This is a genomic window from Paenibacillus sp. FSL R10-2734, from assembly GCF_037963865.1.
Lineage (GTDB): Bacteria > Bacillota > Bacilli > Paenibacillales > Paenibacillaceae > Paenibacillus_AQ.
In genome coordinates this window covers 5,041,935-5,067,626 of sequence record NZ_CP150170.1, presented here as the reverse complement: position 1 = coordinate 5,067,626, position 25,692 = coordinate 5,041,935, and the positions used below count along the sequence as shown (strand labels likewise).

The window sequence follows — 25,692 nt, the reverse complement described above, 5'->3', positions numbered from 1 at the left end:
TAGTTGTGCAGGAGATGAAGACATGAAGGTATCAATGTTTATTACATGCGTTAGTGATGCTGTGTACCCGAAGGTTGGAGAAGCTATGGCCCGTCTGCTTGCAAGATATGGCGTACAACTGGAATTTCCGGATGTGCAGACCTGCTGCGGACAGCCTGCTTACAATAGTGGGTATTGGAATGAGGCGCGGCAGGCGGCACTTACGATTTTGCAAGCATTCGAAGATAGTGATTTTGTAATTGCTCCTTCCGGATCTTGTACTGGAATGCTTCATCATTATCCTAAATTGTTTCAAGATGATCCTGTTAATCTGGCCAAGGCTCAGAATTTGCAACAGAAATCCTATGAATTTAGCCAATTTATGGTGCAAGTGCTTGGAGTAACTGATCTGGGAGCAGTATTTCCGCATAAAGTTACTTATCATCCTTCCTGTCATGGTAGCCGAATTCTCGGCATACGTGATGAACCTATGCAGCTAATGCAAAATGTGAAGGCGATGAAGCTCGTGCCGCTGCCATTTGCCGAGGACTGTTGTGGGTTTGGTGGAACCTTTGCCATAAAGATGTCTGATATTTCTGGGGCGATGGTCACTGAGAAAACCGATCATGTGCTTGAGACGGAAGCAGAGATCTTAACAGGTCTGGATATGGGCTGTCTCATGAATATAGCTGGGAATTTACGTTATCGGCACAAACCGGTCCGAGTCATGCATTTGGCAGAGCTACTGTATGAAGGGGTGAGTGGAGAATGAGTCAGAAAACCGCCCAAACTAAATCGGAATCGACTAGTGTGAAGCCAGCTACGGTAAAACAGCGTGCAGACTTGGCACTGAATAATGACTTTTTGCGTAAAGCAGTTCGATTCACCACGGAAAGGCTGCGTGACGGGAAACTGAAGGCGGCTGACGACCATGGACATTGGGAAGAATGGCGTGAACGTGGGCGGCAAATCCGCCTACATACGATTGCTCATCTCGATTATTATTTGAATCTGTTTGCGGACAATGCAAGAGCAAACGGCACGCATATTCATTTTGCAGCAACGGGTGAAGAGGCAGTGAAGATTGCCTTAGAGATTGCGCAGCGGAAACAAGCGGCTTCTGTGGTCAAATCCAAATCGATGGTTACAGAGGAGCTGCATTTGAATGCCGCGCTGGAATCCATTAACGTGGAGACGATTGAGACAGATCTAGGGGAATATATTATTCAGCTTGCCGGAGAAACTCCATCTCATATTATTATTCCAGCCATTCATAAGAACCGCTATCAGATTGCAGAGCTGTTGTCCAAGGAGGCAGGGGAGGAGCTTTTGCCTGAAACTACGATCCTTGCCGGATTTGTGCGACGCAAGCTGCGAGAGAAATTTCTAGAAGCGGATATTGGGATGACTGGGTGTAATTTTGCTATTGCAGAGACGGGTTCTATGGTGCTGTTCGAGAATGAAGGCAACGCCCGCATGGTCACCACTCTACCGAAAACGCAAATTACCTTGATGGGGATGGAGCGGATTATACCCTCTTGGAGCGATCTTGAGGTAATGGCTACGTTATTGCCTCGTTCCGCAACAGGTCAGAAGTTAACCGTATATATGTCGGGAATTTCGGGCCCCCGTAGGAAAGATGACGGTGACGGACCGGAAGAGCAGCATATTATTATCCTTGATAATGGTCGATCTGAGCAGCTCGGTGATCCAGAGTTTCAGGAACTATTGAACTGCATCCGCTGTGGAGCTTGTCTAAATGCTTGCCCTGTATACCGTCATATCGGCGGTCATGCTTATGGTGGGACTTATAGTGGACCCATTGGAGCAGTGCTTACCCCAGCGCTGAATAAAAACGTAGATCAATGGGATGATATCGCGTCTGCATCGAGTCTGTGCGGGGCCTGTTATGAGGCTTGTCCGGTCAAAATCCCTCTGCATGACATGCTTATCTATTTACGGCGTCGTAAGGTGGAGCGAGGTTATGGAGACAAAGCGGAGGGTCTCGGTATGAAAGGCTTTGGCGCAATTATGTCGAAGTCACAGCGATTTAGTAGTGTGATGAAGGTAGGTAGAATCGGACAGAAGCTGCTTGTGCGAGATGGAGGAATTCCATCAAAGCTTGGGCCGCTTAAGGGCTGGAATAACTACCGAATTGCTCCGAAGCTGGCGGATGAATCCTTCCGTGAGAGCTGGAAAGGGCTGCAGAAGGAGCTAGACAAGAACAGTCGTAAGATGGACCCAGCAATCCAGAAGCGAATGGAAAATATACTAGCGAAGCGGAAAAAGGAAGAACTGGGAGGAGGAGCCGGACATGACTGAGGGGACACACAGTAAGTGGCTGGAGCAGATGGAGCAAGACTCTCGTGAGAAGCAGCAGGCATTCATGAATGATATCGCTCGCCGCCTGAAGAGACCGAGAACGACTGTGGCTCCTGTACATCCTTTTCGTGGTGCTCCAGATTATTGGCAAGATTTCCAATGGAGTCCGGAGGAACGTGTCGAACAGTTTACGGCGAATTTTCAAAGTGCTGGTGGACATGTATTTCGTATGGCAGATATGGATGAAGCCAAAGCTTTTATCGTCAATAAATCGAATGACATGCTCGCACGTTATATTCTCCGGCAAAATGTCGCCGAGCTTGCAGCATTTCGCCTAGAAGAAGACCTTGCAGATACGCGGGTGTCCGTCTGGAATACGGATGGGCAGGAAGCATGGAAAGCCAGAGCGGCAGAAGCCGATATTGGGATTGTGATCGCGGATTATGCAGTTGCTTATACTGGTTCTATTACTGTGCTATCTTCTGAGGATAAAGGCCGCTCTGTCAGCCTGTTGCCTACCGCATTAATTGCCATCATTCCGCTGGAGCGGCTGAAGACTCGTCTGGGTGAAGTACTTATAGATTTTGATGAAGCAGGGCAATCGGGTTTACCAGCAGGCATCCACTTTATCTCTGGACCTAGCCGTTCAGCGGATATTGAGAATGATCTGACGATAGGTGTGCATGGTCCAGGTGTCGTATTTGCCTTGCTGGTAGGCTGATAGGGAGATAAGGAGTGTTGTTTAGGTATGAATGCTGGGGTGCATAAACATGGTCAGAATCATATTGCTATCGATATTGGAGCCTCTAGTGGGAGAGTCGTCTGCGGAACCTTGCAAGAGCCGGGAGGAACCTTATCCATAACAGAAATTCACCGCTTTAGTAATGGGTTCTCTGAGAAGAATGGTAATCTTTACTGGGACGTGGATTATTTATTTACTGAAATCGTAAAAGGCTTGCAGAAGGTGAAGTCTAAAGGGATCGAGCATTGTACCGTGGGAATTGATACTTGGGCCGTGGATTATGTCCTTCTAGATCAGGAGGGCACACGGATTCATGAAGTGTTTTCTTATCGTGACTCCCGAACGGATGGAGCTGTACAGAGACTGCATCACAATATATCATCTGAAAGCGTTTACGAAAAGACAGGCATACAAGTTCTCCCTATTAATTCGTTGTACCAGCTGTTTGTGCATGATCAGGCAGAGCTGGAAGCAGCGCATTCAATCCTGCTGGTCCCAGATTATCTCTATTATAGGCTTACGGGTCGTAGAATAAGCGAAGTTACGAATGCTTCAACCACAGGTCTGCTGAATCTGCAAACTCGGGATTATGATACTGATCTTCTAACACTGCTTGGTCTTTCAAAAGAGCAATTTCCACCATTAACGGAATCTGGGGAACGAATTGGCGGGTTGACTGAAGAATTGGCGTCGCTTGGTGATCTTCCAGTTTGTGAGTTCATAGCAGTAGCCACTCATGATACAGCATCAGCTGTACTTGGTGTTCCTGCAAGTAGCGATAAATGGGGCTTTCTGAGTAGTGGGACTTGGTCGCTCATCGGGGTGGAACGAGGTTCAGCAATCACAAGCCCTGAGGCGATGGAACGTAACTATACGAATGAGTGGGGAGCCTTCGGCTCGGTTCGGTTTCTTAAGAATATTATGGGAATGTGGTTGATTCAAAAGGTTCGTGAGGAATATTGCGGGCAATATAGCTTCGGCGAATTGGTGGAACTGGCTGCTCAAGAAATCCCTTTTAGATCTATCATATACTGCAATGATGAACGATTCATGAATCCGCCGAACATGGTCGGCGAAATACGCAATTATTGTGTGGAAACAGGACAGCTGATACCTCAAACACCAGGGGAGCTTGCTAGATGTGTGTTTGACAGTCTTGCTCTTTCTTATTATTTCTATGTTCAGGATCTTCAGCTATTGACGGGTGAGAAGTGGGATCGGCTACATATCGTAGGCGGAGGGGCGAACAACGGACTGCTATGTCAGATAGCCGCGGATCTGCTAGAGATGGAGATTTATGCTGGACCAACGGAATCAACAGCGTTAGGTAATGTTGTTATGCAGATGATCAGTGTGGGCACTGTTGCAGATATTCAAGAAGCAAGAGATATTATTTATCGTTCATTTGATGTAATAACCTATGTTCCGCAGGCGATAGACTCAACTTTAAAAACCGCGGCATTGGCTGAGTTTGCTCGGCTGCAGGTCGTATAAGAGTAACTAATATAGTAACCGAGAATATATGGGATGGCTATTAGATAGCTATGGATGAGCAAAAGAAGGGTATAAATACCCCACATAGAGCGCAAAAAGCGGAAAACGAGTAAAAGAGGTACAAAAATACTCTACATTGAGCGAAAATAGCGGAAAACGAGCAAAAGAAGGGTATAAATCCCCCACATTGAGCGAAAATAGCGGAAAACGAGCAAAAGAAGGGTATAAATCCCCCACATAGAGCGAAAATAGCGGAAAACGAGCAAAAGAAGGGTATAATTCCCCCTCATAGAGCGAAAATAGCGGAAAACGAGCAAAAGAAGGGTATAAATCCCCCTCATAGAGCGCAAAAAGCGGAAAACGAGCAAAAGAAGGGTATAAATACCCCACATAGAGCGCAAAAAGCGGAAAATGAGCAAAAGAGAGGCACAAATGCCTCAGATAGAGAACACTATGACAATATATGGAGGCTCAAACATGGAACAAAACACAGAAAGCTTTAAGAGCGTTCAAACGAGCTATAATGAAGCGAAAAAACTCTACGCACAGCATGGCGTCGATGTAGATAAGGTATTAGAGCAGCTTGCAGCGATCAAGATTTCATTGCATTGCTGGCAGGGAGACGATGTTCAGGGCTTCATGAATAAGGAAAAGGAACTAAGCGGCGGTATCGCGGTCACGGGCAGTTACCCGGGTCGGGCTAGAAATCCGGAGGAGCTGCGCCTTGATTTAGAGAAGGCTTTAGCACTTATCCCAGGTCAACATAAAGTTAATCTACATGCCATTTATGCGGATACGGAAGAGACAGTAGACCTTGATGCGCTAGAACCTAAACATTTTGAAAAATGGGTGAGCTGGGCCAAGGAGCAGGGACTTGGATTAGATTTCAATCCTACTTGTTTCTCTCACGACAAAGCAAAAGATGGCTTCACACTAAGCCACCCAGATGCAGAAATTCGAAACTTCTGGATTGCTCATTGCAAGGCTTCACGAAGAATCTCTGAATCTTTTGGACAGGCACTAGGTCAACCTTGCGTGACCAATTTCTGGGTTCCAGATGGCTATAAAGATACACCTATTGATCGTTTGTCACCGCGGGTAAGACTTCAAGAATCACTGGATGAGATCTTCAGTGAGGAGATTGATCAGCGATATAATATTGATGCTGTAGAAAGCAAACTGTTTGGTATTGGTTCTGAAAGTTATGTGGTGGGCTCCCATGAATTCTATATGGGTTATGCGCTTAGCCGAGGCAAAGCGGTTTGCTTCGATGCCGGGCATTTCCATCCGACCGAGATGATTTCGAATAAGCTGTCTTCCTGGCTGCTGTTTGGTGATCAATTGCTGCTACATGTTAGCCGTCCAGTTCGCTGGGATAGTGATCATGTGGTGACTATGGATGATGAACTCCTGGAGATTGCTCGTGAATTAGTGCGAGGTAAATTCTTAGACAGAACGCATATCGGACTCGATTTCTTTGACGGAAGTATTAATCATATTGCCGCTTGGGTCATTGGAACACGGAATACTATTAAGGCTCTTCTTCGTGCGATGCTGGAACCGATCGAGCAATTGAAGCAGATTGAGCTGGATGGGGATTATACTACAAGACTTGCCCTTGTTGAGGAATTAAAATCTTATCCGTTTGGAGCTGTCTGGGATTATTATTGCGCGACGAATGGTGTGCCGGTCCGGGAAAGCTGGTTAAGCGATGTGAAGCAATACGAAATAGAAGTTTTATCGAAGCGCTAGACTTAGCTTTTACTATACGCGTGAATATAAAGAATGGCGGTTACCAAACGGTAGCCGCTTTTCTCTGTCTAATTAACCGCTTCATTTGAAAAAGAGTGTGATCTCTGCTATGTTTTATCAAAAGAGAGGGAGGCGTTATTTATGGAGAAATATGGGCCAAACCCGAATGCGCTCTATCCTAATGAACAGATCAAAAGTATCTGCTATATCAAAAATGTGATTACCAGAAATAATATTATTGTCGGTGACTATACGTATTATGATGATATAAACGGTGCTGAAAAGTTTGAGGAACATGTGACACATCATTATGATTTTATTGGCGACAAGCTTATTATAGGAAAGTTCTGCGCGATTGCTAAAGGCATTGAAATTATTATGAATGGTGCTAACCATCGGATGAATTCTGTTACGACTTATCCTTTCAATATCATGGCTAATGGCTGGGAGCATGCAGTTCCAGAATTATCAGATCTACCATTAAAAGGAGATACAGTAATCGGTAACGATGTGTGGATTGGTCAGAATGTTACGATTATGCCTGGTGTACAAATTGGAAATGGAGCTGTCATCGCAGCAAATTCAACGGTAGTGAAAGATATCCCGGCTTATAGTGTGGCTGGAGGAAATCCCTGTAAAGTGATTAGACAACGTTTTGATGATGATTTAATCGAATATCTTGAAGAGCTCAAGTGGTGGGATTGGGATGCCGAGCGAATCTTTAACAATCTTGAAGCGTTATGCAGTAGTGATATGAATAAAATTAAAGAAATCAAATGAATCCTGCGGAGGGAATACTTAATGAAGAAAGATGATGATAAGAACGCATCGGAAATTACAGCAGAGAAGTTTCCATACAGCAAAGAGAATGAGGATATGGTGACTCGGAATTTTTGGACAAAAACTAAAAAGTTCGCAGGCAAGATCCCATTTACCAAAGATGTTATTGCGATGTATTATTGTGCAATTGACGCCAAGACCCCTTTATGGGCGAAGGGAATTGCTTTCGGAGCGTTGGCTTATTTTATCTCCCCTATTGATGCGATACCTGATGCGCTGCTAGGACTTGGATTTACAGATGATGCGGCAATTATTGCAGCAGGCATAAAAGCTATAGCAGGTCAGGTTACGGATGAGCATAAGGAAAAGGCTGAGGCATTTTTTGATGTAGAAAAATAAAAGGTGCAGCTTTGAGCTACACCGTAATATCCATATCTTCTGGGCAGCTTTCTGCGGAAAGCTGTTTTGTTTTGTAAATCTCTCCCCAGTCTTTCATGAGTTTAATAATAGGGGTCAGCGTCTTGCCAAAGTCAGTTAACGAGTATTCGACTTTCGGGGGGACCTGAGGGTAGACCTCACGGTGGACAACCCCATCTTCTTCTAGCTCTCTAAGCTGCAGGGTCAGCATACGTTGAGTAATTCCCGGACATATCCGGCGGAATTCGTTAAACCGTTTCGTTCCATCCATCAAGTGATAGATGAGAATTCCCTTCCATTTCCCGCCTATTACATCGAGCGTAAATTCCACAGGGCATGCTTCCTTATTGCCTTCTGGGCAATCTCCGAAGCCACCTTTTCGATCACGCATAGCCGTCAACTCCCACAGTATCATTTTGTATACTACATAACATTAATGTGCGTACTTTTAAAGAATGAATATATACACTAATATTAAGCATGTAATCGGCTAACAGTCAAATGAATCGTTGATTCTAACCAAGCAAAAGGAGTGTTGAATATGGATACTTTATCATTAAACAAGAATGAGATCCTGTCTGCTTACCAGTTCAGACATGCAACTAAAGAATTTGATAGCAATAAAAAAATTAGTGAAGCGGACTTTCAGTTTATTCTGGAAACTGGTCGTTTGTCACCAAGTTCATTTGGATTCGAGCCTTGGCGTTTTGTAATAGTGCAAAACCCGGAAATACGTGAAAAATTACGTTCTCATGCCTGGGGAGCCCAAAAGCAATTGCCAACCGCAAGTCATTTTGTAATTATTCTCTCACGTCTTCCTAAAGATATGGCTGCTGACTCTGATTATATTAGAGGGATGATGGAGCATGTGCAGAAGCTACCTTCGGAAGTGGCAGAAGGGAAAGGTAAAGTTTATGATAAGTTCTTGAAGGATGATTTCGGATTGATGGAGAATGAGCGCGCAATGTTTGAATGGAGTTGCCGGCAGACTTATATTACCCTTGGTAATATGATGACATCAGCCGCTTTAATCGGAATCGACTCCTGCCCAATCGAAGGTTTCGATAAAGCAAAGACTGATCAGATCCTTGCCGAAGAAGGGATTATGGATGCTGAGCATTTTGGAATCTCCTGTATGGTAGCCTTTGGATATCGTTTGAATGAACCACGTGGCAAAACAAGACAAATCGCTGAGCGAGTCATTCAGTGGGTTTAACTAAGCTGGAACTTCATTTTTGAGCCGTGTAACGAAACAAAAAATCCTGCAAAGTCTCCGGCGTTCTAGAGACTTTGCAGGATTTTTTGTTTATTTCTTACAAGATTCGAAAAGTAATTGAAATTTTCATGAAAACTCTGATACTCTTATTGAGGTGACCTAGTTTTAGCTTTATCGAATTAATTTAATAATGAAGGGATCCTGCATCATGAAAATCATTCGCATTATTATCCAAGTGCTCCTGCTTTATTTGTTCTACTTGGCTGGAGACTTCCTGCAAAAGCAGCTGCATCTTCCCGTTTCTGGAAGTATCGTCGGATTACTGCTGCTCTTTGTTTTATTGTTAACCAAGGTCGTACCAGTGAAGTGGATTGAGGATGGTGCAACAACGATATTAGCCTACCTGCCATTATTTTTTATTCCAGCGACGGTTGGGATTGTGAAGCATATGGATATTTTTAGCGGGAGAGGCTTGCTGTTAATCTTGATCCTTATCGTTAGCAGCGTGCTCACCATTGCAGCAGCAGCCCATACCAGTCAATGGCTTTCAAATATGAAAGGCAAGAGCAAAGCGAGATGGAGCAGCAAGAGCTTTAGCGAAAAGGGGAAGGAAATATAATGTTTATTCTCGCGACAGGGATCGTCCTGCTTAATGTTGCTATTTATTTGATGATGTCAATGATATATAGACGTTTTCATATTCCTGTACTCATTCCCGTGCTTACATCAACAGTGCTTGTTGTAGCCATACTACTATTTTTTCATATTCCGTATGATACATATATGATAGGCGGAAAATGGATTAATCAATTGCTCGGTCCTGCTGTAGTGGCGTTAGCTTACCCATTGTATAAACAACGTAATGTGTTAGTTGAGAATCTTCCGGCCATCCTGGGGGGGGCTATTGTAGGGTTGTTACTAGGGATGTTTAGTGGTTTGCTTTTGGCGTCAGGGCTAGGATTCTCTAAATTGTATGTTCTATCTATATTACCAAAATCTATCACAACACCTGTGGCCATACAGATCTCAAATGGTTTAGGTGGGGACTCCTCTCTAACCTCCGTATTTGTTATGATTGCCGGATTTACGGGTGCGATTGGCGGTCCTTTGATTATAAAGCTGTTTAGAATTCGAAGTGAGCTTGGCATTGGAATCGGTTTAGGGACAGGTTCTCATGCACTAGGAACTGCAAAGGCGCTGGAATATGGTGCAGAATCTGTTTCAATGAGTTCTGTTGCAATGACCGTCTGCGCTATTGTTGGCTCATGTATCGCTCCGTTGGTGGCTTGGATCATGTACCCATAAATTCATTAATCGTAACCATGTTTGTAAAACACTCCATCGGGTAACTATAACTAAGGTACCAAATAAAGCAAAGCCCTGAGGAGGATTTCACATGTCAGATTATTCTCAAGATGAAGCGGAAATCCGCAACAAGGAAAATAAAGACGGCGATTCATTAGCTGAAATTAAGAAGATGGAGAATGGTGTGGACATCGAGCCAGAAGCAGATGATTGGGTAGCCAAGCCGGCAGAGTCCTCACACCCAGATCCGCTTCCCAACAATTTAGACTAAATGATTCGGAAGACAGGCTGACCTTTGAGGCAGTCTGTTTTTTTTGAGATGATATTAGAAATTATTGTATAATGAATTCAGGTACAACCTCATCAGAGTGTTTTCTCCAAGCTCGTCGTAGCTTTTCGCAATTTTCACGGATCTCAGCCATTCTTGTTGCAGGGAGGAAATGAAATGCGTAGTCGGAATGAGAATAGTCGATATCGGCAAAAACGCGGTGAGGCATTAGTAGGGAATTTTGAGAAAAAGTATGGTTCAAACTTTGGCGTACGCAGTGAGCTTACAATGGATACGATACAGAAACAATGCGATGATCAGCCGCGGATACCGGTTCAGGATCAAGAAGAGCGTAAAACATAAGAGTGAAATGATAGAGAATCCGCTGCACTCCTTATATTGTGTAATGAAGACATAACCATTGGGTTATGTCTTTTTTTATTTCTTGATTTATACCTGGTGCGCATATCTCCTGAAGGATTAAGGCATAATAGGGCCGGATGGATATGTAAGAAAATAATGACAACTAGGAGTGGGGTATAAACATGATGACTTCTATATTTTCTTCAAGCGGAGATACGGAGCAATATTTTTTTTATTTTATGATCTACTCTTTTTTAGGCTGGGTATTGGAAGGTACATACAACTTATACAGTAATGGAAGCTTTCGCAAAGAGGGGTTTCTAAAAGGTCCTTTTAAACCAATGTATGGATTCGCACCACTGCTTCTACTGATTGCCAGAGACTTAACCCTGCCTTTTCCCCTGCTCCTCCTTCTCGCGTTAGTTATTCCCTCAGCGGTTGAATATGTGAGCGGTTGGCTGCTTAAGACTGTATTTCAAAAGCAATGGTGGGATTACTCAGGGATGCCTTATCAACTGAAAGGACATATTTGCCTTCGTTTCTCTCTATATTGGTGGGCGCTTTCGGTAGCTTGTGTATATGGGATTCAGCCACTTATGAATCTTATATATTTTCGAGTCCAACCCGTTTGGGAAATCATACTTCCTGTGGTGGGTCTTTACTTTATGGCAGACTTATTATGGACTTGCTGGAGTCGGTATCGGAGTGAAAAGATCCCTCAATATCAAGATTGATGGGCTCTTATATGGTGATCATGAGCATTCTTTTGTATATGGAGCACAAACATTTCTGGGATAAGCCTATCGTTATTGCATATCAAGTTCGTGTCGTAAATAATATAGCCATATATTAAATACTAGACGGAGTGGTGGAGATCACGATGACAGGGAAGATTCTAGTAAGTGCATGTCTGTTAGGACATAAAGTGCGTTATGATAATGGCGATGTTCCGTGTCTCGATGCTCGATTCCTGAAGTGGTATGAGGAAGGACGGTTTGTCCATATTTGTCCTGAGGTAGTCGGTGGTTTGTCAACACCTCGTCCAGATGCGCAAAGACAAGGGGAGCGGGTAGTGACAGGCGCAGGTGCCGATGTTACAGAGCCCTTTATGAAAGGTGCTCAAGCAACGCTGAAGCTGGCTACAGAACATCAAATTGCGTTAGCGATTTTAAAACAGGATAGTCCTTCTTGTGGTAGTCTGTATATTTATGATGGAACTTTTATGGACACGAAGGTGCTAGGAGAAGGTACAACTGCGGAGTTATTACGGCAAAATGGGTTTAAGGTGTTCGGCGAAGACCAACTGGATGACGTGGAGAAAGAGCTAGCTCGTACGGATGGATAAGTCATTTTATAAGTAATAAATGGAACTCACGTTACATAATGTGTAAAAGGGGAACGAAGCAGTGTCCTTGGGAGAGGAAATGCCGTCCGAAGAGCCATCCTTGTTTTTGGGATTGGAGGCGGACGCAGATGAGTATTGATCAGCTCATTTCCTTGCTCGTTCTTGTCATCATGATCATTCAGCTTGCCGGCTACAAAGGGAAACACTAAGTTCAAAGACTCACCTCATTGTAATTGCTTCCGGACCTCAGGAACTATTGAGCCGTTCGGAAGCTTTTTTTGTTCCACACTAAGCATATTGCCGAATCTAAAGGATTCCATCACAGAGATGTCTAATATATACATAATGTGGGTTTTTGGGAAGCTAGAGGAAACAACTTCAAGATGTTCTACTAAACGGTGTGAGAGGATGGATGAACAACGTGTCGATGTCTGAGTATTATCAGGAGATCCGAGGAAAAGTGGGTTCAGAATTATTAATGATGCCTTCCGTTGCTGCAGTAATAAGAAATAAAGAGGATGAAATCCTGTTTATTCGAAAACCTGAAGAATCCTTGTGGGGATTGCCAGCAGGAGCCATCGAGCCAGGAGAGCGTCCGGGAAGAACTTTGCGCAGAGAAGTGTATGAAGAAACTGGATTAATGGTGCATCCGATTTCCATTCTTGGGGTTTTTGGTGGAGGGAAATATAGATACGAATATGGCAATGGAGATCAGGTGGAATATACAGTCATTGTGTTTGAGTGTTCTATCATCCGTGGAACGCTGAGAGCGATGGATGGGGAAATCGAAGAATTTAAGTTTTTTAATGAGGGGGAGCTGCCCGAGATGGCCATTCCTTATCCAGTGGAGATTTTCAAGAAAGACCGCGAGGTTGCAAAAACGATATTTGAGTGAGCTGGAGAGGAGTAATTCATGAAGACTTATATTTATATGATTAGGCATGCAGTCTCACCTTTTGTGCTTGGAGATGAGAGGGAACGAGGGTTATCTGATAAAGGGCATGAGGGTGCTAACAAAATTAAAGAAATATTGGCGGAGGAAGAGATCACATATTTTGTCTCTAGTCCTTATAGACGAGCCATAGATACGATAAAGTATTTGGCTGAGGCATCGGATCAAGAAATTGAGCTGTACGAGGAACTTAGAGAAAGAGCCATCGCAAGCGTGGAGATTGAGATCAGTGAGCAAGAATTTCTTCAGGGTATTCGGACATCGTTTATAGACTTACATTATAAAATGCCAAATGGAGAGAGCACTCAGGAAGCTCAAGAGCGTGCGATCCCTATAATAAAGCAATTGATCCAGCAGCATAAAGGTGGCAAAATTGCACTAGGCACGCACGGGAATATCATGACCATTATCTTGAATTACTTCAATAAGGAATATGGTTATGAGTTCTTTGAACAAACGTCCAAACCAGATATTTATAAACTGGAATTTAATGACTTAGAGCTTACAAGTGTGGAACGATTGTGGAAATCCGAAGTGTAAAGCAGGTGATAGAGGTTGAACATGAGACTTGGTTTTTTTAAAGAAAGACTGCTGTACATTTGTATCTGTTTTATTGTCATTGTACTAGGGTTAAGCTCAAGAGCATTCTCGGAACAGCTACCCTCGTTTGTTTCGAGACATTTTGGAGATGCACTTTGGGGTAGCATGGTTTACTTTATATTTCGTGTACTGCTAGTGAATCGGAAACTATGGATCGCTTTGGTGTGGAGTCTAATGTTTAGCTTCGGTATAGAATTTAGCCAACTTTATCAGGCAAAGTGGATCAACAGCATCCGTGCTACCATACTCGGCGGGTTGATTCTCGGAAAAGGGTTCCTATGGATTGATCTTGTTCGATATACCGTTGGAATAACACTTTCTTATGGACTGGATCAATACTTTCGCGCAAAACTGCACCGGATAGATAAATAGGCTTTTGATGGAGATGAATCTACAAATGGTAAACAGTTTGATTGTAGTATGCTTGCTTACAATGATTATTCACACAGCGGAAACCTTATCCTATTCGGTAAGATACGCCGGTGTGAAGCTGAACAAGATTGCTATTGCCCTGTCTCTGACAGGCATTATTGTTCTCGTATCAAGAACAGCAAATATGATTCAAGCTCCACTGACGGCTAAATTCGTAGACTATGCCAAAATACATCTTGATTTTCCGCTCATTAATTATTTGAGAATTATACTATTAGCCTCCTCGTTAGGCACCTTAATAGCGATTGCCATATTCCCTACCTTTGTGGGTCTGTTTGGGAGAATTATCGCTAAGCTTGAGATCGAGGGCTCTATCCCTAAGCTGCTTACGAGCGTAACGATCGGACAGCTAAAGAATACTAGAAAATACATAAGAAAACCAAAAATGAATTTATATAGCTTTAGATACCTAGGGATCCCTAAACGGTTTATTATTATGAATGTTTTTGTTACTGCGTTCTATACGGTAGGTGTCTTATCGTCTTTATATGCTGCTCATTTAATGCCGCAATTTAGTACGACTGCTTCACAAGCTTCAGGCTTAATTAATGGGTTGGCGACAATACTGCTTACCATATTTATCGACCCGCAGCTTGGTCTTATTACTCATAAGGCAACTGAAAATATAGAATACCGTAACCAGCTTGGGAAAATATATGTCGTATTGATGGGCTCACGATTTCTAGGGACATTGCTAGCACAATTGCTGATCGAGCCGGCCGCCGGTTTTATTAGTCTATTGGTGAAACTGATTTAAACAGGGCGATAATCAGTCTACCTATGGAAGCTTAGACTCTGCCGAGTGTATAGCTAATGCAATCTTATGCTCCCAGCTGTAAATATTTTGCTGCATGGAATGAATTCGCATCATTTGCTCATAGGATATTCTCATTTCTGTTGCTGCCTTAATCGCATCTCCTTGTTTTACAGCTGATTTATATTGTTTATCTGCTTCTGAGCGAACTTTCTGTGCTACAGTGATATTTTTGTTCGCGGCAGTAATTTGCTTCTTCAAAGCTGAAATCGGTGCCAGCGCATCTTTAATAGGCTTGAGCTTAGTAGCCGTTTGCTTGCGGGCAGTTGCCAAAGCATCTGTCTTTGCCTTAATTTCAGTTCGGGCGATGGCTACTGCAGCCTTGAGCTTATTGCGTCTCAGATCAAGGAGAGTGGCTGTCTTAAAGTCTCTAGCTTTCTTCGCTGCGGTAGACTGCTTACTGAGTGTGCTGTATTGCTCCAGAAGGGGAGCGTGTTTCTTTTTCACTGATGTGGCTTCAGAAGATAAACGACCTAGCAGAGCCTTATCTGTTGACTCTATGACAGAGTGAATAGATTTCAGCGTTTCATTATTCTGCTTGCGCAGCATCTGAATTCTTGAACTTTCGGACTTGAGGGCAGTTTGAAGCGAGGTATAATTACCATGGAGGCCGTTGATGTCATCTAAGGCAGAATCCCAATCTGTACCGGCAGCAGCCATTGTAAGGTTGCTGTTGAGGAGAGCTACTACAAGGATCAATTGGACGAACCTCTTTAAATAACTAAATTTGTGAATAAACATTCGTTTCAGCTCCTTAATTAGTCTATGCGCGCAAAAAAACACCTCCAAGATAGGCATGAATGCCTATCTTGCGAGGTGCTTCTCCCGCAGAAATATAAATGATACACTTACTATAACTTGAAATTAATGGATAGTCAATCCGAAATAGAACATTTGTTTGCTTTTTTTGGATTAATGAAACATAAGGAGAGTCAAATATGAATTCACATCTAGATCGAATGCATGATCGAGTGGCCTTAATAACCGGAACCTCTAGTGGATTTGGACTGCTCACAGCTCTTAAACTAGCTGGGCAGGGATTCAAAGTTGTAGCAACCATGCGCGATTTGAGTCGTAAAGGCGAGCTTGAACAACAGGCAGAGCAAGCAGGACTCTTAAAGCAGCTTCATTTCATGACTATGGATGTTACCGATAGTGATTCTATACAGGCAGTTATATCCTCAGTGCACGAAACATTTGGAAGAATTGATGTTCTGGTAAACAATGCAGGCTTTGCTATAGGCGGCTTCATAGAAGAGATATCTATGGAGGAATGGCGTCAGCAAATGGAGACGAACTTTTTCGGATTAGTGGCGGTGACAAAAGCTGTGCTGCCAGTTATGCGAGAACAGAGAAGTGGTACGATAATTAACGTGGGAAGTATAAGCGGGTTGTCCGGGTTTCCGGGGTATGCGCCATATGCAGCTTCCAAATTTGCAGTAGAAGGATTCAGTGAAAGTCTGCGTCATGAAATGTCTCCTTATGGAATACGTGTAGTATTAATTGAACCTGGCTCCTTCCGTACTCCGATATGGGGAAAAGGAATGGAACAAATCCGTCGAAGTGAGGATTCTCCTTATAGAGAACGTCTGGACGCTGTTCTACGATATTCTAAGCATACCGCTGAAACTGCACCTGATCCAAGGCAAGTGGCAGATCTTATCGGTCGCATTACTGAAATGAAGTCACCAAGGCTTCGGTATCCTATCGGCAAAGGTACCCGGATCTTGATCTTAGGCAAAATGCTGCTCCCGTGGAAATGGCTGGAGAGAATTATTGCGAAAGAATTGAGGTGATGGAATGGAGCAACCCATAAACTTAACAATCATTAAACTCATAGGATATGTGTCCAGTTTGATGACCGTTTTTTTATGGTTTATATTTATATTCATTAATCCTTATGCTGAGGTTACGAATCAATCCAGTATTATAATCAGTATGGTAATGTTGGTGCTGCCTGCCGGATTGCTAGCGATAGGTGTCTCTTTAAACAGAAGTGTGCTCATGCTTCTCGCCTTTATTTGGAGTTTTCCCTACAGTCTATATATGTTTTTAACGCCGGGAATCTTCAGGTTGTTTGGGATTACAAGCTTAATGTATTTATTGTGTTTTGTGTTATTTAGATTCATTAAGATCAGATTTTGAAAAAGAATTGAGGTGTGCCGATGCTAGACTCGTCAGGACTACATATTTGCTTCGATCCAGCAGGCCGTGAAATTGAAATCCTTGATGTTACTCCAGTCGGTAAAGATAAATACCGCATCGAAGAGACGCCGATCTTTAATCCAAGTGTTACAATGGGTGATATTATACGGGTGAAAGAAGAGCTAGGGATCTATTACTATCAGGAAACTGTACAGAAATCTCATTTCAAAAGGTACGCTTGGCTCCTCAGTAAAGAGGCTGTTGATTCAGCAGCCATTTCTGCTTTTAAACAACGGATCACAGAGAATGATGGGAAATGTGAACAGATCTTTGGCGGTTTGTTGGTTATTCATATTCCTAAGAATACTATGATGGACGTAGATGGGGAAATGAATCGCATTATTGAGCGGTTTTAGAAGTGTGGGTACGTAAATATTAACGAGTATGAATAAGAAAAAAAATGCTGCTGCATGAAATGCAAGGAAGCTTGCATTTCATGCAGCAGCATGGAGAATAGGTGAAACGGTTTAGACAATCTGAGCGATACAATCTATACTTATTTTATTTCTTTCATAAATGTCTTAAAATTTTCGGCGATTTCTTTTGATTTGGTATGGTGCAGATAATGTCCTGCATCAAGTTTTACCAATTTTCCTTGTACGGAATTTTTGACTTGCTCTTCATGCAATGATATCCAATCTTTTAAGAGAGTATCATCCCCTTGTACAAAGAGCAAAAGGGGAATATCCTTTGGAAAAGTTGAATTTAGAGCCCCTTTATAATTAGAAGACATATGTTCCACTTCATTTAAGTTAGTGTAATTATAAGTGTTTCTAAGCGTAAGCAATCTCAATTGTTCTTTAGTTTCATCATCAAACGGCAATTCAGCATAGGGATTTCCACTTGATTTAAATAACAATCTGCCCAAGCCTGATTTTCTAAGTAGTTTTAATTTTCCTGTTGGTATTTTAACACCTATTCTGTCTTCCGTTGCAATACTATTATCAATCCCGACAAATGCACTCACTTCGTTTGGATATTTGTTCACATAATTCAAACTGTACATACCGGAAATAGAGTGTGCCATTAGAATATAACGGTCAATATTAAGCTGCTTTACAGCTTCATGAATTTCACTCACAATATTTTCTGTGGTTCGCTCTTTTTCAGTTCTATCACTTAATCCATAACCGAAAGGCTCAATCGTGACAACTTTGTAAAATGGAGATAGTTCATCTATTAGCAGCTTAAAATCAAGTCCCGGTGCCACTGTTCCATAACCAGGTAAGAGCACGACTGTCTCTTCACCTTTTCCTTGAATCAAAACATTCATATTTTTACCATCGACGCTTACAGACTGACCATAGGGTTTTATTTTAGCTTGGTCCGATTTATTGAAGAAAATATTAGCGACAAAAACAGTCACTAGAAAAAGTACTATTGCAGTAGCTAAAGCCCCTATGGAAATAAGTATAATTCGAAGCGGTTTACCCATCCTTTTTTTTATTATTTCTTCTGTTGGTTTCACTCGTATCTTCACCTGTCCTCATCAGTTATTCTGGCTATCTTAACGATTCACCAAAGAAAGCATATCCGATGAAGGTGAACCCTACATGACGACAATATGAACTGAATATGAACGAGCGAAAAAAAGCTTCTGCACCGATCAAAGAGTCTATAAAAATGAATATGAGGTGAGCAATTATGTTGAAATTTATCAAACAATATTTGCCTAGTGTTGCTATCGCAGTGGTCCTATCTTTGTTTGTAAGAACTTATGTTGCTGAAGCCATGAGGGTTCCTACTGGCTCTATGATTCCTACAATTGAAATTAATGACCGTCTAATCGTTGAAAAAATGTTATGGATGACGACACTCGATCATGGAGATATCGTTGTGTTTACGCCACCCGTAGCAGGTGATAAGAATAAAAGATACGTAAAGCGGTTAATAGGGCTACCGGGTGATACCATTGAAATTAAAGATGGAGCACTTTACCGAAACGGAACGGAGATCAATGAACCATACCTCAATGAGCAGATGGACTATACCTTTGGACCCGTTACGGTTCCGGCGGATCATTACTTTTTTCTCGGAGATAACCGGAATATAAGCTATGATGCTCATCTTTGGGCTACTCCTTTTGTAGCGAAGGATAAGTTGATTGGAAAAGTGATCGCGGACTTTAGTATTCCTTTTTAGGTGAAGCTGCGGGGGTCTTTGGAACTAATTGAGAGCGTTAATGAGACTTTAACCATATTGTGACTTTGGAAGAATTTAGCTATCCTTAAGGTAAAATATACCTATACATAGGAAGGGTGCTGAATTTTGAAAGCTCATGTCACAGATCTCAAGCATGGCGATTGTCTTATCATGGACACTTTCAATAGTGTTGGCCTACACGTGCTCCCGAAAGGGACAATTGTCTACAAAGAAGAAATAGCCCTCCTGATGAGACATCGAATCGATTATGTCGATATTGAACCTCGCAGCATAGCGATGGATAATGAGGGAACGAATCTGGCGCAAAGCCTGAATGGAAACTTTGATCTTGCAATCCAAAACTATGAATCGATTTTTCTAGAAGCACTCAGCAAGGGCAGTTTCACGCAGTCTGATGTAGATCTTACGCTACAGCCCTTGCTGGAAAAAATGGATGAACATAAGGATGTAGTTTCCTTATTGCTGTTGCTTGAACGGGAGGATATTGGTACATACAATCATTCTTTGCAGGTCGGACTGTTATCTTTTTACATAGCGACTTGGTTAGGCTATACAAAAGAAGAACGTTACGAGATCAGTCGAGCAGGGTATTTACACGACATAGGAAAAAGTCAGATTGACCCTGTTATCTTAAATAAGACAGGGGCCTTAACCCCTGAGGAAACGGAAGAACTAAAGCGTCATACTACATATGGATACGATATTATTATTAAATCTATGAATGATGAGAAGACTGCTCTGGTGGCGCTTCAGCATCATGAGTTCGAGGATGGAACAGGTTATCCTAATATGCTTCGTAAGGCGGACCTGCACCCGTATACTCTAATTGTAGCTGTTGCTAATGCATATGTTGGGATGACCTCTGCAAGAGCGAATCAACCAAAACAAGGGCTGATTACCGTTCTGCGCAAGGTGCATGAGCTAGGCTTTGGCAAGCTGAATGGAAATGCGGTGCAAGCCTTAATCGGACATTTATTGCCGAACTTCGTAGGTAAAAATGTTCAGCTTAGTAACGGGGAGCTTGGCACGATTATTATGAATAACCCATTGGATATTTTCAAACCGCTAGTGAAAGTAGATGAAACTACGTTCAGGGATTTATCCAAGGAGCGAAATTTGACTGTTGAGGAAGTATTTATTTAATAAATATTTTCGTTGTAAAATAGGCTATCCCCTTGGTCGTTAAGATCGGGAAGATAGTCTATTTGTGTTATAATCGTAATTGGGTTCAAAACCCATAATAACGATTAGGGGAGTGTCTGTCGTGATTATTAAGTTCATCCGTTTGCGTTAATTCGAGGTACAGTTCAATGATAGAATCATCCATTTATTTCAAAATGTGATGAGTCTTATTTAAGTGTACATTCTTTGATTACCCAATACGAATGAAATGAGGATTTAACAATGAGCGAAAAGATATTTAAAGTAAACGGAATTGATATATGTTCGGAAAGTTTTGGAGATCCTAGCAATCCTGCAGTATTATTGATAATGGGCGCCACATGTTCTATGGTTTATTGGGATGAGGAGTTTTGCCAACGATTAGCAGATACAGGACGGTACGTTATTCGGTATGATAACCGGGATGTCGGACGTTCTATTGCTTATGAGCCTGGAAGTTCCAATTATACAGTGATCGACATGGCCGATGATGCTGCTGAGTTACTGGACGCCTATAATATAGAACAGGCAAATATCGTAGGGATGTCCTTAGGTGGTATGATTGCACAAGTTCTTGCTCTACGCCATCCTGAAAAAGTTCAAACCTTAACATTGATCGCATCGAGTATTTTTGGCTCTGATGACAATGATCGGAACTTGCCTCCAATGGATGAGAGAATCCTTGCTTTTCATGCGGATGCAGCTACTCTGGATTGGGCAGATGAAGAAGCGATAGCAGATTACATGGTTGCAGGTTCTGCCATACTCTGTGGTTCAAAGCATAAACTCGATAAGAAGAGAGCTTATAAGCAAGTTAGAACGGAAATAAAACGTGCAAACAACCTACTCAGTATGTTTAATCATGCGCTGCTTACGGGGGATGATACCTTCGAAGGTAAGTTGAAAAATATCATGGTTCCTACATTGGTTGTCCACGGTACTGAAGACACAGTACTGCCTATAGAGCATGGACTAGCGCTAGCTAATGATATTCCTAATACGTCGCTACTAACCCTAGAAGGAACGGGCCACGAAGTTCACCCGGATGACTGGGAAACAATAATTAATGCGATTTCGAGTCATACTTCAGGCGGTAATGCTTAACGAGCCTTAAATAGATAGACAAAGAAGGGTTACAATTCGGTGATGCCGATTGTAGCCCTTTTTTCTACTTATTCTTAGGAATTAAAGCGTTTAACTAATTTTTCCTTATGCGCAGTAAATGCCTCTTCTAAAGTGATACCATACAAATCGGCTAACAAGGCTATATTTCCTAGCACATCACCAATTTCCTCAATCAAGTCGTTTTTTAGTTGCTCTGGAGGAGGAGTAGATTCATCTGGGCGATCTCTCCCGATTTCATAGGACCGTACTGCCCGTGCTACCTCCCCGGTTTCTTCCATAAGAAATCCAACTCGAATAAAAGGCCCGTAATCGGCCCAGCCTCTTTGTCCATAAAAGCTCTTAATCCATTTCTGCACTTCATTAATTTCCATACTATGTAGCACTCCCTAATCTTTCACATGTTTTTTTCTCCAACATATAGTATATTAGATGACGGATATTATCAATATATAGTTTGGGGATGAGATTTTGGAATCAATATGTGTTTTTGCAGGATCGAATTTAGGGGCGCATGACGAGTATAAAGCTAAAGCTGTTGAACTTGGAAACTACATGGCTATGAATAATTATCGCTTAATTTACGGCGGCTCAAGAATCGGATTAATGGGTGAAGTCGCGAATGCTGTTTTGAACGGTGGAGGTGAGGTCATCGGGGTTATGCCTAGAGGATTGTTTAACGGAGAGATGGTACATAGAGAATTAACGCAATTGATAGAAGTGGATGATATGCATGGACGTAAAGCAAAGATGGGAGAACTGGCGGATGGCTTTATTGCTTTACCCGGCGGTTTTGGGACGTATGAAGAGCTGTTTGAGGTCCTATGCTGGTCACAAATTGGCATCCATAAGAAACCGGTAGGTGTTCTAAACATCAGAAATTATTTTGATCCTCTGATGAATTTAATTCAAAACAGCATTAACGAGGGATTTTCTAATGCCTCACATCTCAGCTTGTTAAACGTATCAGATAAGCCGTTGGAACTTCTACATCTATTGAAAGGCTATGTTCCTCAAACGTTAGAACAAAAGTGGAAGCAGCTCAACTAGGAAAAGACACTGTAACAGATGAACGGGCTGCCGAAAGGGAGCTCTTTTTTTTGTTAACCACTAGATGTGGTAGAATATGGGTATGATTTTAGGAGGTGTGCGAATGAAAGTAAAAAAGAAAGTACTATTTACTTCATGTATAGTTGTAATTGTAGCCATGATTGGATGGATCACGATAGAGATTGGACATTCCAAATGGAATTTTGAACGTCAGTTAAATACGGAGCTACAGAGACTCCAAACCATAAAAGAAGTGAATTATATCTCCGATGCTGATGCAGTTAAAGAAATAAGTCTAATGAAACATCCTTTGAAAATAAAAGTCCTCTCTATAACTCCTGAAGAGGCACCAAGACCTGATTATTTTCGCGACGTAACGGTTGAAATTAATGATAAGTCTTTTAAAGTACGAATGGCTTGTTATACTAAACCCTTGTCGAATACCCCATTTGAAATATGGGATTTGAATCAAATCAATTTTGAATAATCTTACATCCTCCCGCTGAATTTGAATTTCACAAGTGGATTGGCTATGATAAATATAGAGAAAAGCTACAAGAGGAGAAATGGATAATGACCCCGGAGAATCAAATCGAACAATTTAAGAAGCTTAAGCACGAGATCACCCGATTTATGTTGATTTATAAATTTGCACTAGATGAGATGGAGACGAAGATTGAGATTCTCAAACAAGAGTTTCAGTCTCTGCACGATTACAGCCCTATCGAGCATACGAAATCGCGAATCAAGTCCCCTGAGAGTATTATGAACAAAATGATGCGTAAAAATGGAGACCTATCTCTACAATCTATTAGAAGTTGCATCAAAGATATTGCAGGACTACGGATTACATGTTCATTTATCTCAGATATTTATCATGTTAGTGAAATGCTACAGAAGCAGGACGACTTAACGGTACTTGAGGTGAAGGATTATATTAAGAATCCTAAACCTAACGGATATCAGAGCCTCCACTTGCTGATTCAAGTCCCTGTATTTATGTCCGACCGTCAGGAGCTCGTATGTGTAGAAGTGCAAATACGTACGATTGCTATGGATTTCTGGGCAAGTCTCGAGCATAAAATATTTTATAAATATAATAAGTCGGTACCAGAGAGTATGACACGTGAGTTGAAAAATGCAGCGGATGCCGCTCATGCGCTTGATCTACAGATGGAAAGACTGCATCGAGACATTAAGGAAATTAAAGACGAAGACACGGACGATAGTGGCTCCTTTGAGGAACTTCGGCGTATTGTGATTAACAATCAGCAATTCACACTGCCTGCTAACTTTGTTAAATTGCTTGGCGATATGTAATAAGCAGTTCATACTACCTAGAGTGACCTGTTTGGGGTGAACTCTAGGTTTTTTTATTGTATAGATCATTGCCACTTACAACTAGAATAGCGTATTCTCAACTTGAAAGAGAGACTTGTAATCATCGGCTTCACCAAACTGATATGAAGGAGAATGAAGATGAGCGAGCGTGCACTCCGAATCATTACTGTAAATCAAATCGGATATCTGGTGGATGGAGAAAAGATCGCAGTGTTTACTGGTGCTGGACATGATTTTCAGGTTGTTAATGTTGATAATGGAAATGTTGTATTCGAAGGGAAGACAGGTGCTCCAAGATTCGATAAGGCAAGCGGAGTAACTGTGCATACAGGTGATTTTTCTGAGATTAAAGCTGTGGGTCGATACCGGATTGAACAGGGTGAGGGGATAGCTTCGGCATCATTTATGATCTCAGATAAGCCATATCATGAGCTTCAACAGGGCATGCTGAAGGCCTTTTATTATTATCGCTGCGGGGTTGAATTGACTGAAGAGTATGCGGGAGATTGGAAGCACAAGCCATGTCATACAGCAGAAGGAATGATATATGGTCAACCGGAGCGTCGACTAGACTGCTCTGGAGGCTGGCATGATGCAGGTGATTATGGAAAATATAGTGGACCAGGAGCTAAGGCTATCGCTGATCTTTTGCTTGCTTATGAGCTATATCCTTCCGCTTTTGTAAGCGCTATTCCGATACCTGAAAGTGATGGGGCTACTCCAGATGTTCTGCTGGAATGTAAAGTGGAGCTGGATTGGTTGTTCAAAATGCAGGACGGCAGAACAGGCGGAGTATACCATAAGCTGACCACGCTGAGCTTTCCCGATCTAGATGTGATGCCTGAGCACGATATAGCAGACCTATATTTCTCACCGGTGTCAGCCACCGCCACTGGAGATTTTGCTGGAGTTATGGCTATGGCAGCGAGGGTGTATGAGCCATTTGACTCAGCCTATGCGAAGAAATGTCTGGATGCCGCAAAGCTAGCTTGGCAATGGCTTGTTCAGCATCCAGACGCACCAGCCTTCACGAACCCACCCGAAATTAGCACTGGAGAATATGGGGATGGCGTCGATAAGGACGAGCGGTATTGGGCTGCAGCGGAGCTGTATCGTACGACGGGGAAAGAAGAATACCATCAAGCTATTCTACAGCTGGCACAGTTATCTTTTCCAAAGTATAGTCTTGGCTGGGCGGATATGGGGGGCTATGGCACACTTGCGTACCTGTTAAAGGGTGAAGATCAAGCAAACCATGCGTTGTATGCCTCGTTAAAAGAAGGACTTCTAGCTGAGGCGGAACGTTTAGTGGAACGGAGTCATGAGGATGGCTATAGGATCTCCTTGAAAGAGGAGGACTATATTTGGGGGAGTAATATGCTCGTAATGAACAATGCGATGCTGCTGCTAGCTGCTGAGTATTTTAGTGGCGATTCGAGTTACGCGGACTGTGCGCTAGAGCATTTGCACTATTTGATGGGCCGCAACGTATTGGATATCAGTTATGTTACCGGATTTGGCGATCGACCAGTGATGCATCCGCATCATCGCCCATCTGTTGGTGACCATGTGATTGATCCAGTGCCAGGTCTGGTATCTGGTGGTCCAGATCGTGGGCTCCATGATGAATATGTAGTTGAACATTTACAGGGAAAACCAGCAGCACAGTGCTTTGCTGATCATGAACTTAGCTATTCCACGAACGAGGTAACGATTTACTGGAATTCACCAGCAGTATTCGTTACAGCTCGGTTTAATCAATAAATAATTATAAACTAGTCTAGTATGAGGGAAAGGCGTGTTCCTAAAGGAAGATGTCTTTCTCTTATTTATGTAGCTAAAATGCTATAATACGAGAGGGTATGATAT

General features: G+C 42.4%; 32 protein-coding genes. 27 read left to right on the top strand and 5 right to left on the bottom strand.

Annotated features, from left to right (window positions below; genetic code table 11):
* Nucleotides 1-22: 22 nt before the first annotated feature.
* From NSS67_RS22265 to NSS67_RS22235, 7 genes are all read left to right on the top strand, one after another.
* Nucleotides 23-751, top strand: a complete 729-nt coding sequence (locus tag NSS67_RS22265) for a (Fe-S)-binding protein (RefSeq protein ID WP_339315774.1) — start codon at nucleotides 23-25, stop codon at nucleotides 749-751.
* Entirely contained in the window at nucleotides 748-2,301 is a 1,554-nt protein-coding gene (locus NSS67_RS22260; protein WP_339315773.1) for a LutB/LldF family L-lactate oxidation iron-sulfur protein, read from the top strand. Before NSS67_RS22265 ends, NSS67_RS22260 begins: the two co-directional genes overlap by 4 nt.
* Nucleotides 2,294-3,022, top strand: coding sequence for a lactate utilization protein (locus tag NSS67_RS22255; RefSeq protein ID WP_339315772.1), 729 nt, complete (start codon nucleotides 2,294-2,296; stop codon nucleotides 3,020-3,022). Before NSS67_RS22260 ends, NSS67_RS22255 begins: the two co-directional genes overlap by 8 nt.
* Before the next feature lie 27 nt (nucleotides 3,023-3,049).
* Nucleotides 3,050-4,537: a rhamnulokinase gene (gene rhaB / locus NSS67_RS22250; protein ID WP_339315771.1), complete on the top strand. Its 1,488-nt coding sequence runs from the start codon at nucleotides 3,050-3,052 to the stop codon at nucleotides 4,535-4,537.
* Between the two features lie 477 nt (nucleotides 4,538-5,014).
* Nucleotides 5,015-6,289: an L-rhamnose isomerase gene (rhaA, locus tag NSS67_RS22245; RefSeq protein ID WP_339315770.1), complete on the top strand. Its 1,275-nt coding sequence runs from the start codon at nucleotides 5,015-5,017 to the stop codon at nucleotides 6,287-6,289.
* 141 nt (nucleotides 6,290-6,430) lie between these two features.
* Nucleotides 6,431-7,069 (top strand): Vat family streptogramin A O-acetyltransferase, encoded by a 639-nt coding sequence (locus NSS67_RS22240; RefSeq protein WP_339315769.1) that lies wholly within the window; start codon nucleotides 6,431-6,433, stop codon nucleotides 7,067-7,069.
* Between the two features lie 21 nt (nucleotides 7,070-7,090).
* Nucleotides 7,091-7,468, top strand: coding sequence for a YkvA family protein (locus NSS67_RS22235; RefSeq protein WP_339315768.1), 378 nt, complete (start codon nucleotides 7,091-7,093; stop codon nucleotides 7,466-7,468).
* Between the two features lie 16 nt (nucleotides 7,469-7,484).
* Here NSS67_RS22235 and NSS67_RS22230 read toward each other — a convergent pair whose 3' ends face one another.
* Nucleotides 7,485-7,877, bottom strand: coding sequence for a winged helix-turn-helix transcriptional regulator (locus NSS67_RS22230; RefSeq protein ID WP_339315767.1), 393 nt, complete (start codon nucleotides 7,875-7,877; stop codon nucleotides 7,485-7,487).
* A 150-nt stretch (nucleotides 7,878-8,027) separates the two neighbouring features.
* Here NSS67_RS22230 and NSS67_RS22225 point away from each other — a divergent pair, with 150 nt between their 5' ends.
* The 7 genes from NSS67_RS22225 (at nucleotide 8,028) to NSS67_RS22195 (ending at nucleotide 11,983) form a co-directional block, all read left to right on the top strand.
* Nucleotides 8,028-8,702, top strand: a complete 675-nt coding sequence (locus tag NSS67_RS22225) for an NAD(P)H-dependent oxidoreductase (RefSeq protein WP_339315766.1) — start codon at nucleotides 8,028-8,030, stop codon at nucleotides 8,700-8,702.
* Between the two features lie 208 nt (nucleotides 8,703-8,910).
* Nucleotides 8,911-9,321 carry a CidA/LrgA family holin-like protein gene (locus NSS67_RS22220; protein ID WP_339315765.1) on the top strand — a complete coding sequence of 137 codons (411 nt, stop codon included), beginning with the start codon at nucleotides 8,911-8,913 and terminating at the stop codon, nucleotides 9,319-9,321.
* Complete coding sequence (locus NSS67_RS22215) at nucleotides 9,321-10,007, top strand: LrgB family protein (protein ID WP_339315764.1); 687 nt, start codon at nucleotides 9,321-9,323, stop codon at nucleotides 10,005-10,007. The genes NSS67_RS22220 and NSS67_RS22215 overlap by 1 nt, the downstream gene beginning before the upstream one ends.
* Before the next feature lie 91 nt (nucleotides 10,008-10,098).
* Nucleotides 10,099-10,278 carry a hypothetical protein gene (locus NSS67_RS22210; RefSeq protein WP_339315763.1) on the top strand — a complete coding sequence of 60 codons (180 nt, stop codon included), beginning with the start codon at nucleotides 10,099-10,101 and terminating at the stop codon, nucleotides 10,276-10,278.
* 174 nt (nucleotides 10,279-10,452) lie between these two features.
* A complete protein-coding gene (locus NSS67_RS22205) occupies nucleotides 10,453-10,638 on the top strand; it encodes a hypothetical protein (protein WP_339315762.1) in 186 nt (61 codons plus the stop codon).
* Between the two features lie 182 nt (nucleotides 10,639-10,820).
* Nucleotides 10,821-11,372: a putative ABC transporter permease gene (locus tag NSS67_RS22200; protein ID WP_339315760.1), complete on the top strand. Its 552-nt coding sequence runs from the start codon at nucleotides 10,821-10,823 to the stop codon at nucleotides 11,370-11,372.
* Between the two features lie 146 nt (nucleotides 11,373-11,518).
* A complete protein-coding gene (locus NSS67_RS22195) occupies nucleotides 11,519-11,983 on the top strand; it encodes a DUF523 domain-containing protein (RefSeq protein WP_339315759.1) in 465 nt (154 codons plus the stop codon).
* Nucleotides 11,984-12,009: 26 nt separating this feature from the next.
* Here the strand turns inward: NSS67_RS22195 and NSS67_RS22190 are convergent, their stop codons facing one another.
* Entirely contained in the window at nucleotides 12,010-12,198 is a 189-nt protein-coding gene (locus NSS67_RS22190; protein WP_339315758.1) for a hypothetical protein, read from the bottom strand.
* A 206-nt stretch (nucleotides 12,199-12,404) separates the two neighbouring features.
* Here NSS67_RS22190 and NSS67_RS22185 point away from each other — a divergent pair, with 206 nt between their 5' ends.
* From NSS67_RS22185 to NSS67_RS22170, 4 genes are read left to right on the top strand one after another with little or no spacing between them, the layout of a single operon-like run.
* Nucleotides 12,405-12,878, top strand: a complete 474-nt coding sequence (locus NSS67_RS22185) for an NUDIX domain-containing protein (RefSeq protein WP_339320667.1) — start codon at nucleotides 12,405-12,407, stop codon at nucleotides 12,876-12,878.
* Nucleotides 12,879-12,896: 18 nt separating this feature from the next.
* Nucleotides 12,897-13,475 carry a histidine phosphatase family protein gene (locus tag NSS67_RS22180; RefSeq protein ID WP_339315757.1) on the top strand — a complete coding sequence of 193 codons (579 nt, stop codon included), beginning with the start codon at nucleotides 12,897-12,899 and terminating at the stop codon, nucleotides 13,473-13,475.
* Nucleotides 13,476-13,496: 21 nt separating this feature from the next.
* Nucleotides 13,497-13,907 carry a DUF2809 domain-containing protein gene (locus NSS67_RS22175; protein ID WP_339315756.1) on the top strand — a complete coding sequence of 137 codons (411 nt, stop codon included), beginning with the start codon at nucleotides 13,497-13,499 and terminating at the stop codon, nucleotides 13,905-13,907.
* A gap of 25 nt (nucleotides 13,908-13,932) precedes the next feature.
* Nucleotides 13,933-14,724: a lipid II flippase Amj family protein gene (locus tag NSS67_RS22170; protein ID WP_339320666.1), complete on the top strand. Its 792-nt coding sequence runs from the start codon at nucleotides 13,933-13,935 to the stop codon at nucleotides 14,722-14,724.
* 21 nt (nucleotides 14,725-14,745) lie between these two features.
* Here NSS67_RS22170 and NSS67_RS22165 read toward each other — a convergent pair whose 3' ends face one another.
* Nucleotides 14,746-15,522 (bottom strand): hypothetical protein, encoded by a 777-nt coding sequence (locus NSS67_RS22165; RefSeq protein WP_339315755.1) that lies wholly within the window; start codon nucleotides 15,520-15,522, stop codon nucleotides 14,746-14,748.
* A gap of 197 nt (nucleotides 15,523-15,719) precedes the next feature.
* On the opposite strand from NSS67_RS22165, the gene NSS67_RS22160 reads away from it, so the two are divergent.
* Complete coding sequence (locus tag NSS67_RS22160; protein ID WP_339315754.1) at nucleotides 15,720-16,577, top strand: SDR family oxidoreductase; 858 nt, start codon at nucleotides 15,720-15,722, stop codon at nucleotides 16,575-16,577.
* A 369-nt stretch (nucleotides 16,578-16,946) separates the two neighbouring features.
* The gene (locus NSS67_RS22155) at nucleotides 16,947-17,342 is read left to right on the top strand and encodes a DUF4265 domain-containing protein (protein ID WP_076298441.1); all 396 of its coding nucleotides are present in this window, start codon (nucleotides 16,947-16,949) and stop codon (nucleotides 17,340-17,342) included.
* Between the two features lie 140 nt (nucleotides 17,343-17,482).
* Here the strand turns inward: NSS67_RS22155 and NSS67_RS22150 are convergent, their stop codons facing one another.
* Complete coding sequence (locus tag NSS67_RS22150) at nucleotides 17,483-18,421, bottom strand: alpha/beta hydrolase (protein WP_339320665.1); 939 nt, start codon at nucleotides 18,419-18,421, stop codon at nucleotides 17,483-17,485.
* 209 nt (nucleotides 18,422-18,630) lie between these two features.
* On the opposite strand from NSS67_RS22150, the gene lepB reads away from it, so the two are divergent.
* The 3 genes from lepB (at nucleotide 18,631) to NSS67_RS22135 (ending at nucleotide 21,414) form a co-directional block, all read left to right on the top strand.
* Nucleotides 18,631-19,128 carry a signal peptidase I gene (gene lepB, locus NSS67_RS22145; RefSeq protein ID WP_339315753.1) on the top strand — a complete coding sequence of 166 codons (498 nt, stop codon included), beginning with the start codon at nucleotides 18,631-18,633 and terminating at the stop codon, nucleotides 19,126-19,128.
* 126 nt (nucleotides 19,129-19,254) lie between these two features.
* Nucleotides 19,255-20,292 (top strand): HD domain-containing phosphohydrolase, encoded by a 1,038-nt coding sequence (locus tag NSS67_RS22140; RefSeq protein ID WP_339315752.1) that lies wholly within the window; start codon nucleotides 19,255-19,257, stop codon nucleotides 20,290-20,292.
* Between the two features lie 261 nt (nucleotides 20,293-20,553).
* Complete coding sequence (locus tag NSS67_RS22135) at nucleotides 20,554-21,414, top strand: alpha/beta hydrolase (protein ID WP_339315751.1); 861 nt, start codon at nucleotides 20,554-20,556, stop codon at nucleotides 21,412-21,414.
* A 74-nt stretch (nucleotides 21,415-21,488) separates the two neighbouring features.
* Here NSS67_RS22135 and NSS67_RS22130 read toward each other — a convergent pair whose 3' ends face one another.
* Nucleotides 21,489-21,806, bottom strand: coding sequence for a MazG-like family protein (locus NSS67_RS22130; RefSeq protein WP_339315750.1), 318 nt, complete (start codon nucleotides 21,804-21,806; stop codon nucleotides 21,489-21,491).
* 97 nt (nucleotides 21,807-21,903) lie between these two features.
* Here NSS67_RS22130 and NSS67_RS22125 point away from each other — a divergent pair, with 97 nt between their 5' ends.
* The 4 genes from NSS67_RS22125 to NSS67_RS22110 all read left to right on the top strand — a co-directional run bounded on the left by NSS67_RS22125 (nucleotide 21,904) and on the right by NSS67_RS22110 (nucleotide 25,587).
* Nucleotides 21,904-22,482 carry a TIGR00730 family Rossman fold protein gene (locus NSS67_RS22125; protein WP_339315749.1) on the top strand — a complete coding sequence of 193 codons (579 nt, stop codon included), beginning with the start codon at nucleotides 21,904-21,906 and terminating at the stop codon, nucleotides 22,480-22,482.
* 103 nt (nucleotides 22,483-22,585) lie between these two features.
* Complete coding sequence (locus NSS67_RS22120) at nucleotides 22,586-22,969, top strand: hypothetical protein (RefSeq protein WP_339315748.1); 384 nt, start codon at nucleotides 22,586-22,588, stop codon at nucleotides 22,967-22,969.
* An 86-nt stretch (nucleotides 22,970-23,055) separates the two neighbouring features.
* Nucleotides 23,056-23,802 carry a GTP pyrophosphokinase family protein gene (locus NSS67_RS22115; protein WP_339315747.1) on the top strand — a complete coding sequence of 249 codons (747 nt, stop codon included), beginning with the start codon at nucleotides 23,056-23,058 and terminating at the stop codon, nucleotides 23,800-23,802.
* A 159-nt stretch (nucleotides 23,803-23,961) separates the two neighbouring features.
* Nucleotides 23,962-25,587 carry a glycoside hydrolase family 9 protein gene (locus tag NSS67_RS22110; protein WP_339315746.1) on the top strand — a complete coding sequence of 542 codons (1,626 nt, stop codon included), beginning with the start codon at nucleotides 23,962-23,964 and terminating at the stop codon, nucleotides 25,585-25,587.
* Nucleotides 25,588-25,692: the final 105 nt, after the last annotated feature.

What these genes read in the sequence shown, in the direction of transcription:
- NSS67_RS22220 (WP_339315765.1), top strand. Translation starts at nt 8,911, where the DNA reads ATGAAAATCATTCGCATTATTATCCAAGTGCTCCTGCTTTATTTGTTC.
- NSS67_RS22210 (WP_339315763.1), top strand. Translation starts at nt 10,099, where the DNA reads ATGTCAGATTATTCTCAAGATGAAGCGGAAATCCGCAACAAGGAAAAT.
- lepB (WP_339315753.1), top strand. Translation starts at nt 18,631, where the DNA reads ATGTTGAAATTTATCAAACAATATTTGCCTAGTGTTGCTATCGCAGTG.
- NSS67_RS22225 (WP_339315766.1), top strand. Translation starts at nt 8,028, where the DNA reads ATGGATACTTTATCATTAAACAAGAATGAGATCCTGTCTGCTTACCAG.
- NSS67_RS22205 (WP_339315762.1), top strand. Translation starts at nt 10,453, where the DNA reads ATGCGTAGTCGGAATGAGAATAGTCGATATCGGCAAAAACGCGGTGAG.
- NSS67_RS22120 (WP_339315748.1), top strand. Translation starts at nt 22,586, where the DNA reads ATGAAAGTAAAAAAGAAAGTACTATTTACTTCATGTATAGTTGTAATT.
- NSS67_RS22130 (WP_339315750.1), bottom strand. Translation starts at nt 21,806, where the DNA reads ATGGAAATTAATGAAGTGCAGAAATGGATTAAGAGCTTTTATGGACAA.
- NSS67_RS22235 (WP_339315768.1), top strand. Translation starts at nt 7,091, where the DNA reads ATGAAGAAAGATGATGATAAGAACGCATCGGAAATTACAGCAGAGAAG.
- NSS67_RS22230 (WP_339315767.1), bottom strand. Translation starts at nt 7,877, where the DNA reads ATGCGTGATCGAAAAGGTGGCTTCGGAGATTGCCCAGAAGGCAATAAG.
- NSS67_RS22165 (WP_339315755.1), bottom strand. Translation starts at nt 15,522, where the DNA reads ATGTTTATTCACAAATTTAGTTATTTAAAGAGGTTCGTCCAATTGATC.
- NSS67_RS22110 (WP_339315746.1), top strand. Translation starts at nt 23,962, where the DNA reads ATGAGCGAGCGTGCACTCCGAATCATTACTGTAAATCAAATCGGATAT.
- NSS67_RS22260 (WP_339315773.1), top strand. Translation starts at nt 748, where the DNA reads ATGAGTCAGAAAACCGCCCAAACTAAATCGGAATCGACTAGTGTGAAG.
- NSS67_RS22135 (WP_339315751.1), top strand. Translation starts at nt 20,554, where the DNA reads ATGAGCGAAAAGATATTTAAAGTAAACGGAATTGATATATGTTCGGAA.
- NSS67_RS22115 (WP_339315747.1), top strand. Translation starts at nt 23,056, where the DNA reads ATGACCCCGGAGAATCAAATCGAACAATTTAAGAAGCTTAAGCACGAG.
- NSS67_RS22155 (WP_076298441.1), top strand. Translation starts at nt 16,947, where the DNA reads ATGCTAGACTCGTCAGGACTACATATTTGCTTCGATCCAGCAGGCCGT.
- NSS67_RS22180 (WP_339315757.1), top strand. Translation starts at nt 12,897, where the DNA reads ATGAAGACTTATATTTATATGATTAGGCATGCAGTCTCACCTTTTGTG.
- NSS67_RS22175 (WP_339315756.1), top strand. Translation starts at nt 13,497, where the DNA reads ATGAGACTTGGTTTTTTTAAAGAAAGACTGCTGTACATTTGTATCTGT.
- rhaA (WP_339315770.1), top strand. Translation starts at nt 5,015, where the DNA reads ATGGAACAAAACACAGAAAGCTTTAAGAGCGTTCAAACGAGCTATAAT.
- NSS67_RS22195 (WP_339315759.1), top strand. Translation starts at nt 11,519, where the DNA reads ATGACAGGGAAGATTCTAGTAAGTGCATGTCTGTTAGGACATAAAGTG.
- NSS67_RS22160 (WP_339315754.1), top strand. Translation starts at nt 15,720, where the DNA reads ATGAATTCACATCTAGATCGAATGCATGATCGAGTGGCCTTAATAACC.
- NSS67_RS22265 (WP_339315774.1), top strand. Translation starts at nt 23, where the DNA reads ATGAAGGTATCAATGTTTATTACATGCGTTAGTGATGCTGTGTACCCG.
- NSS67_RS22255 (WP_339315772.1), top strand. Translation starts at nt 2,294, where the DNA reads ATGACTGAGGGGACACACAGTAAGTGGCTGGAGCAGATGGAGCAAGAC.
- NSS67_RS22215 (WP_339315764.1), top strand. Translation starts at nt 9,321, where the DNA reads ATGTTTATTCTCGCGACAGGGATCGTCCTGCTTAATGTTGCTATTTAT.
- NSS67_RS22150 (WP_339320665.1), bottom strand. Translation starts at nt 18,421, where the DNA reads ATGGGTAAACCGCTTCGAATTATACTTATTTCCATAGGGGCTTTAGCT.
- NSS67_RS22170 (WP_339320666.1), top strand. Translation starts at nt 13,933, where the DNA reads ATGGTAAACAGTTTGATTGTAGTATGCTTGCTTACAATGATTATTCAC.
- rhaB (WP_339315771.1), top strand. Translation starts at nt 3,050, where the DNA reads ATGAATGCTGGGGTGCATAAACATGGTCAGAATCATATTGCTATCGAT.
- NSS67_RS22240 (WP_339315769.1), top strand. Translation starts at nt 6,431, where the DNA reads ATGGAGAAATATGGGCCAAACCCGAATGCGCTCTATCCTAATGAACAG.
- NSS67_RS22200 (WP_339315760.1), top strand. Translation starts at nt 10,821, where the DNA reads ATGATGACTTCTATATTTTCTTCAAGCGGAGATACGGAGCAATATTTT.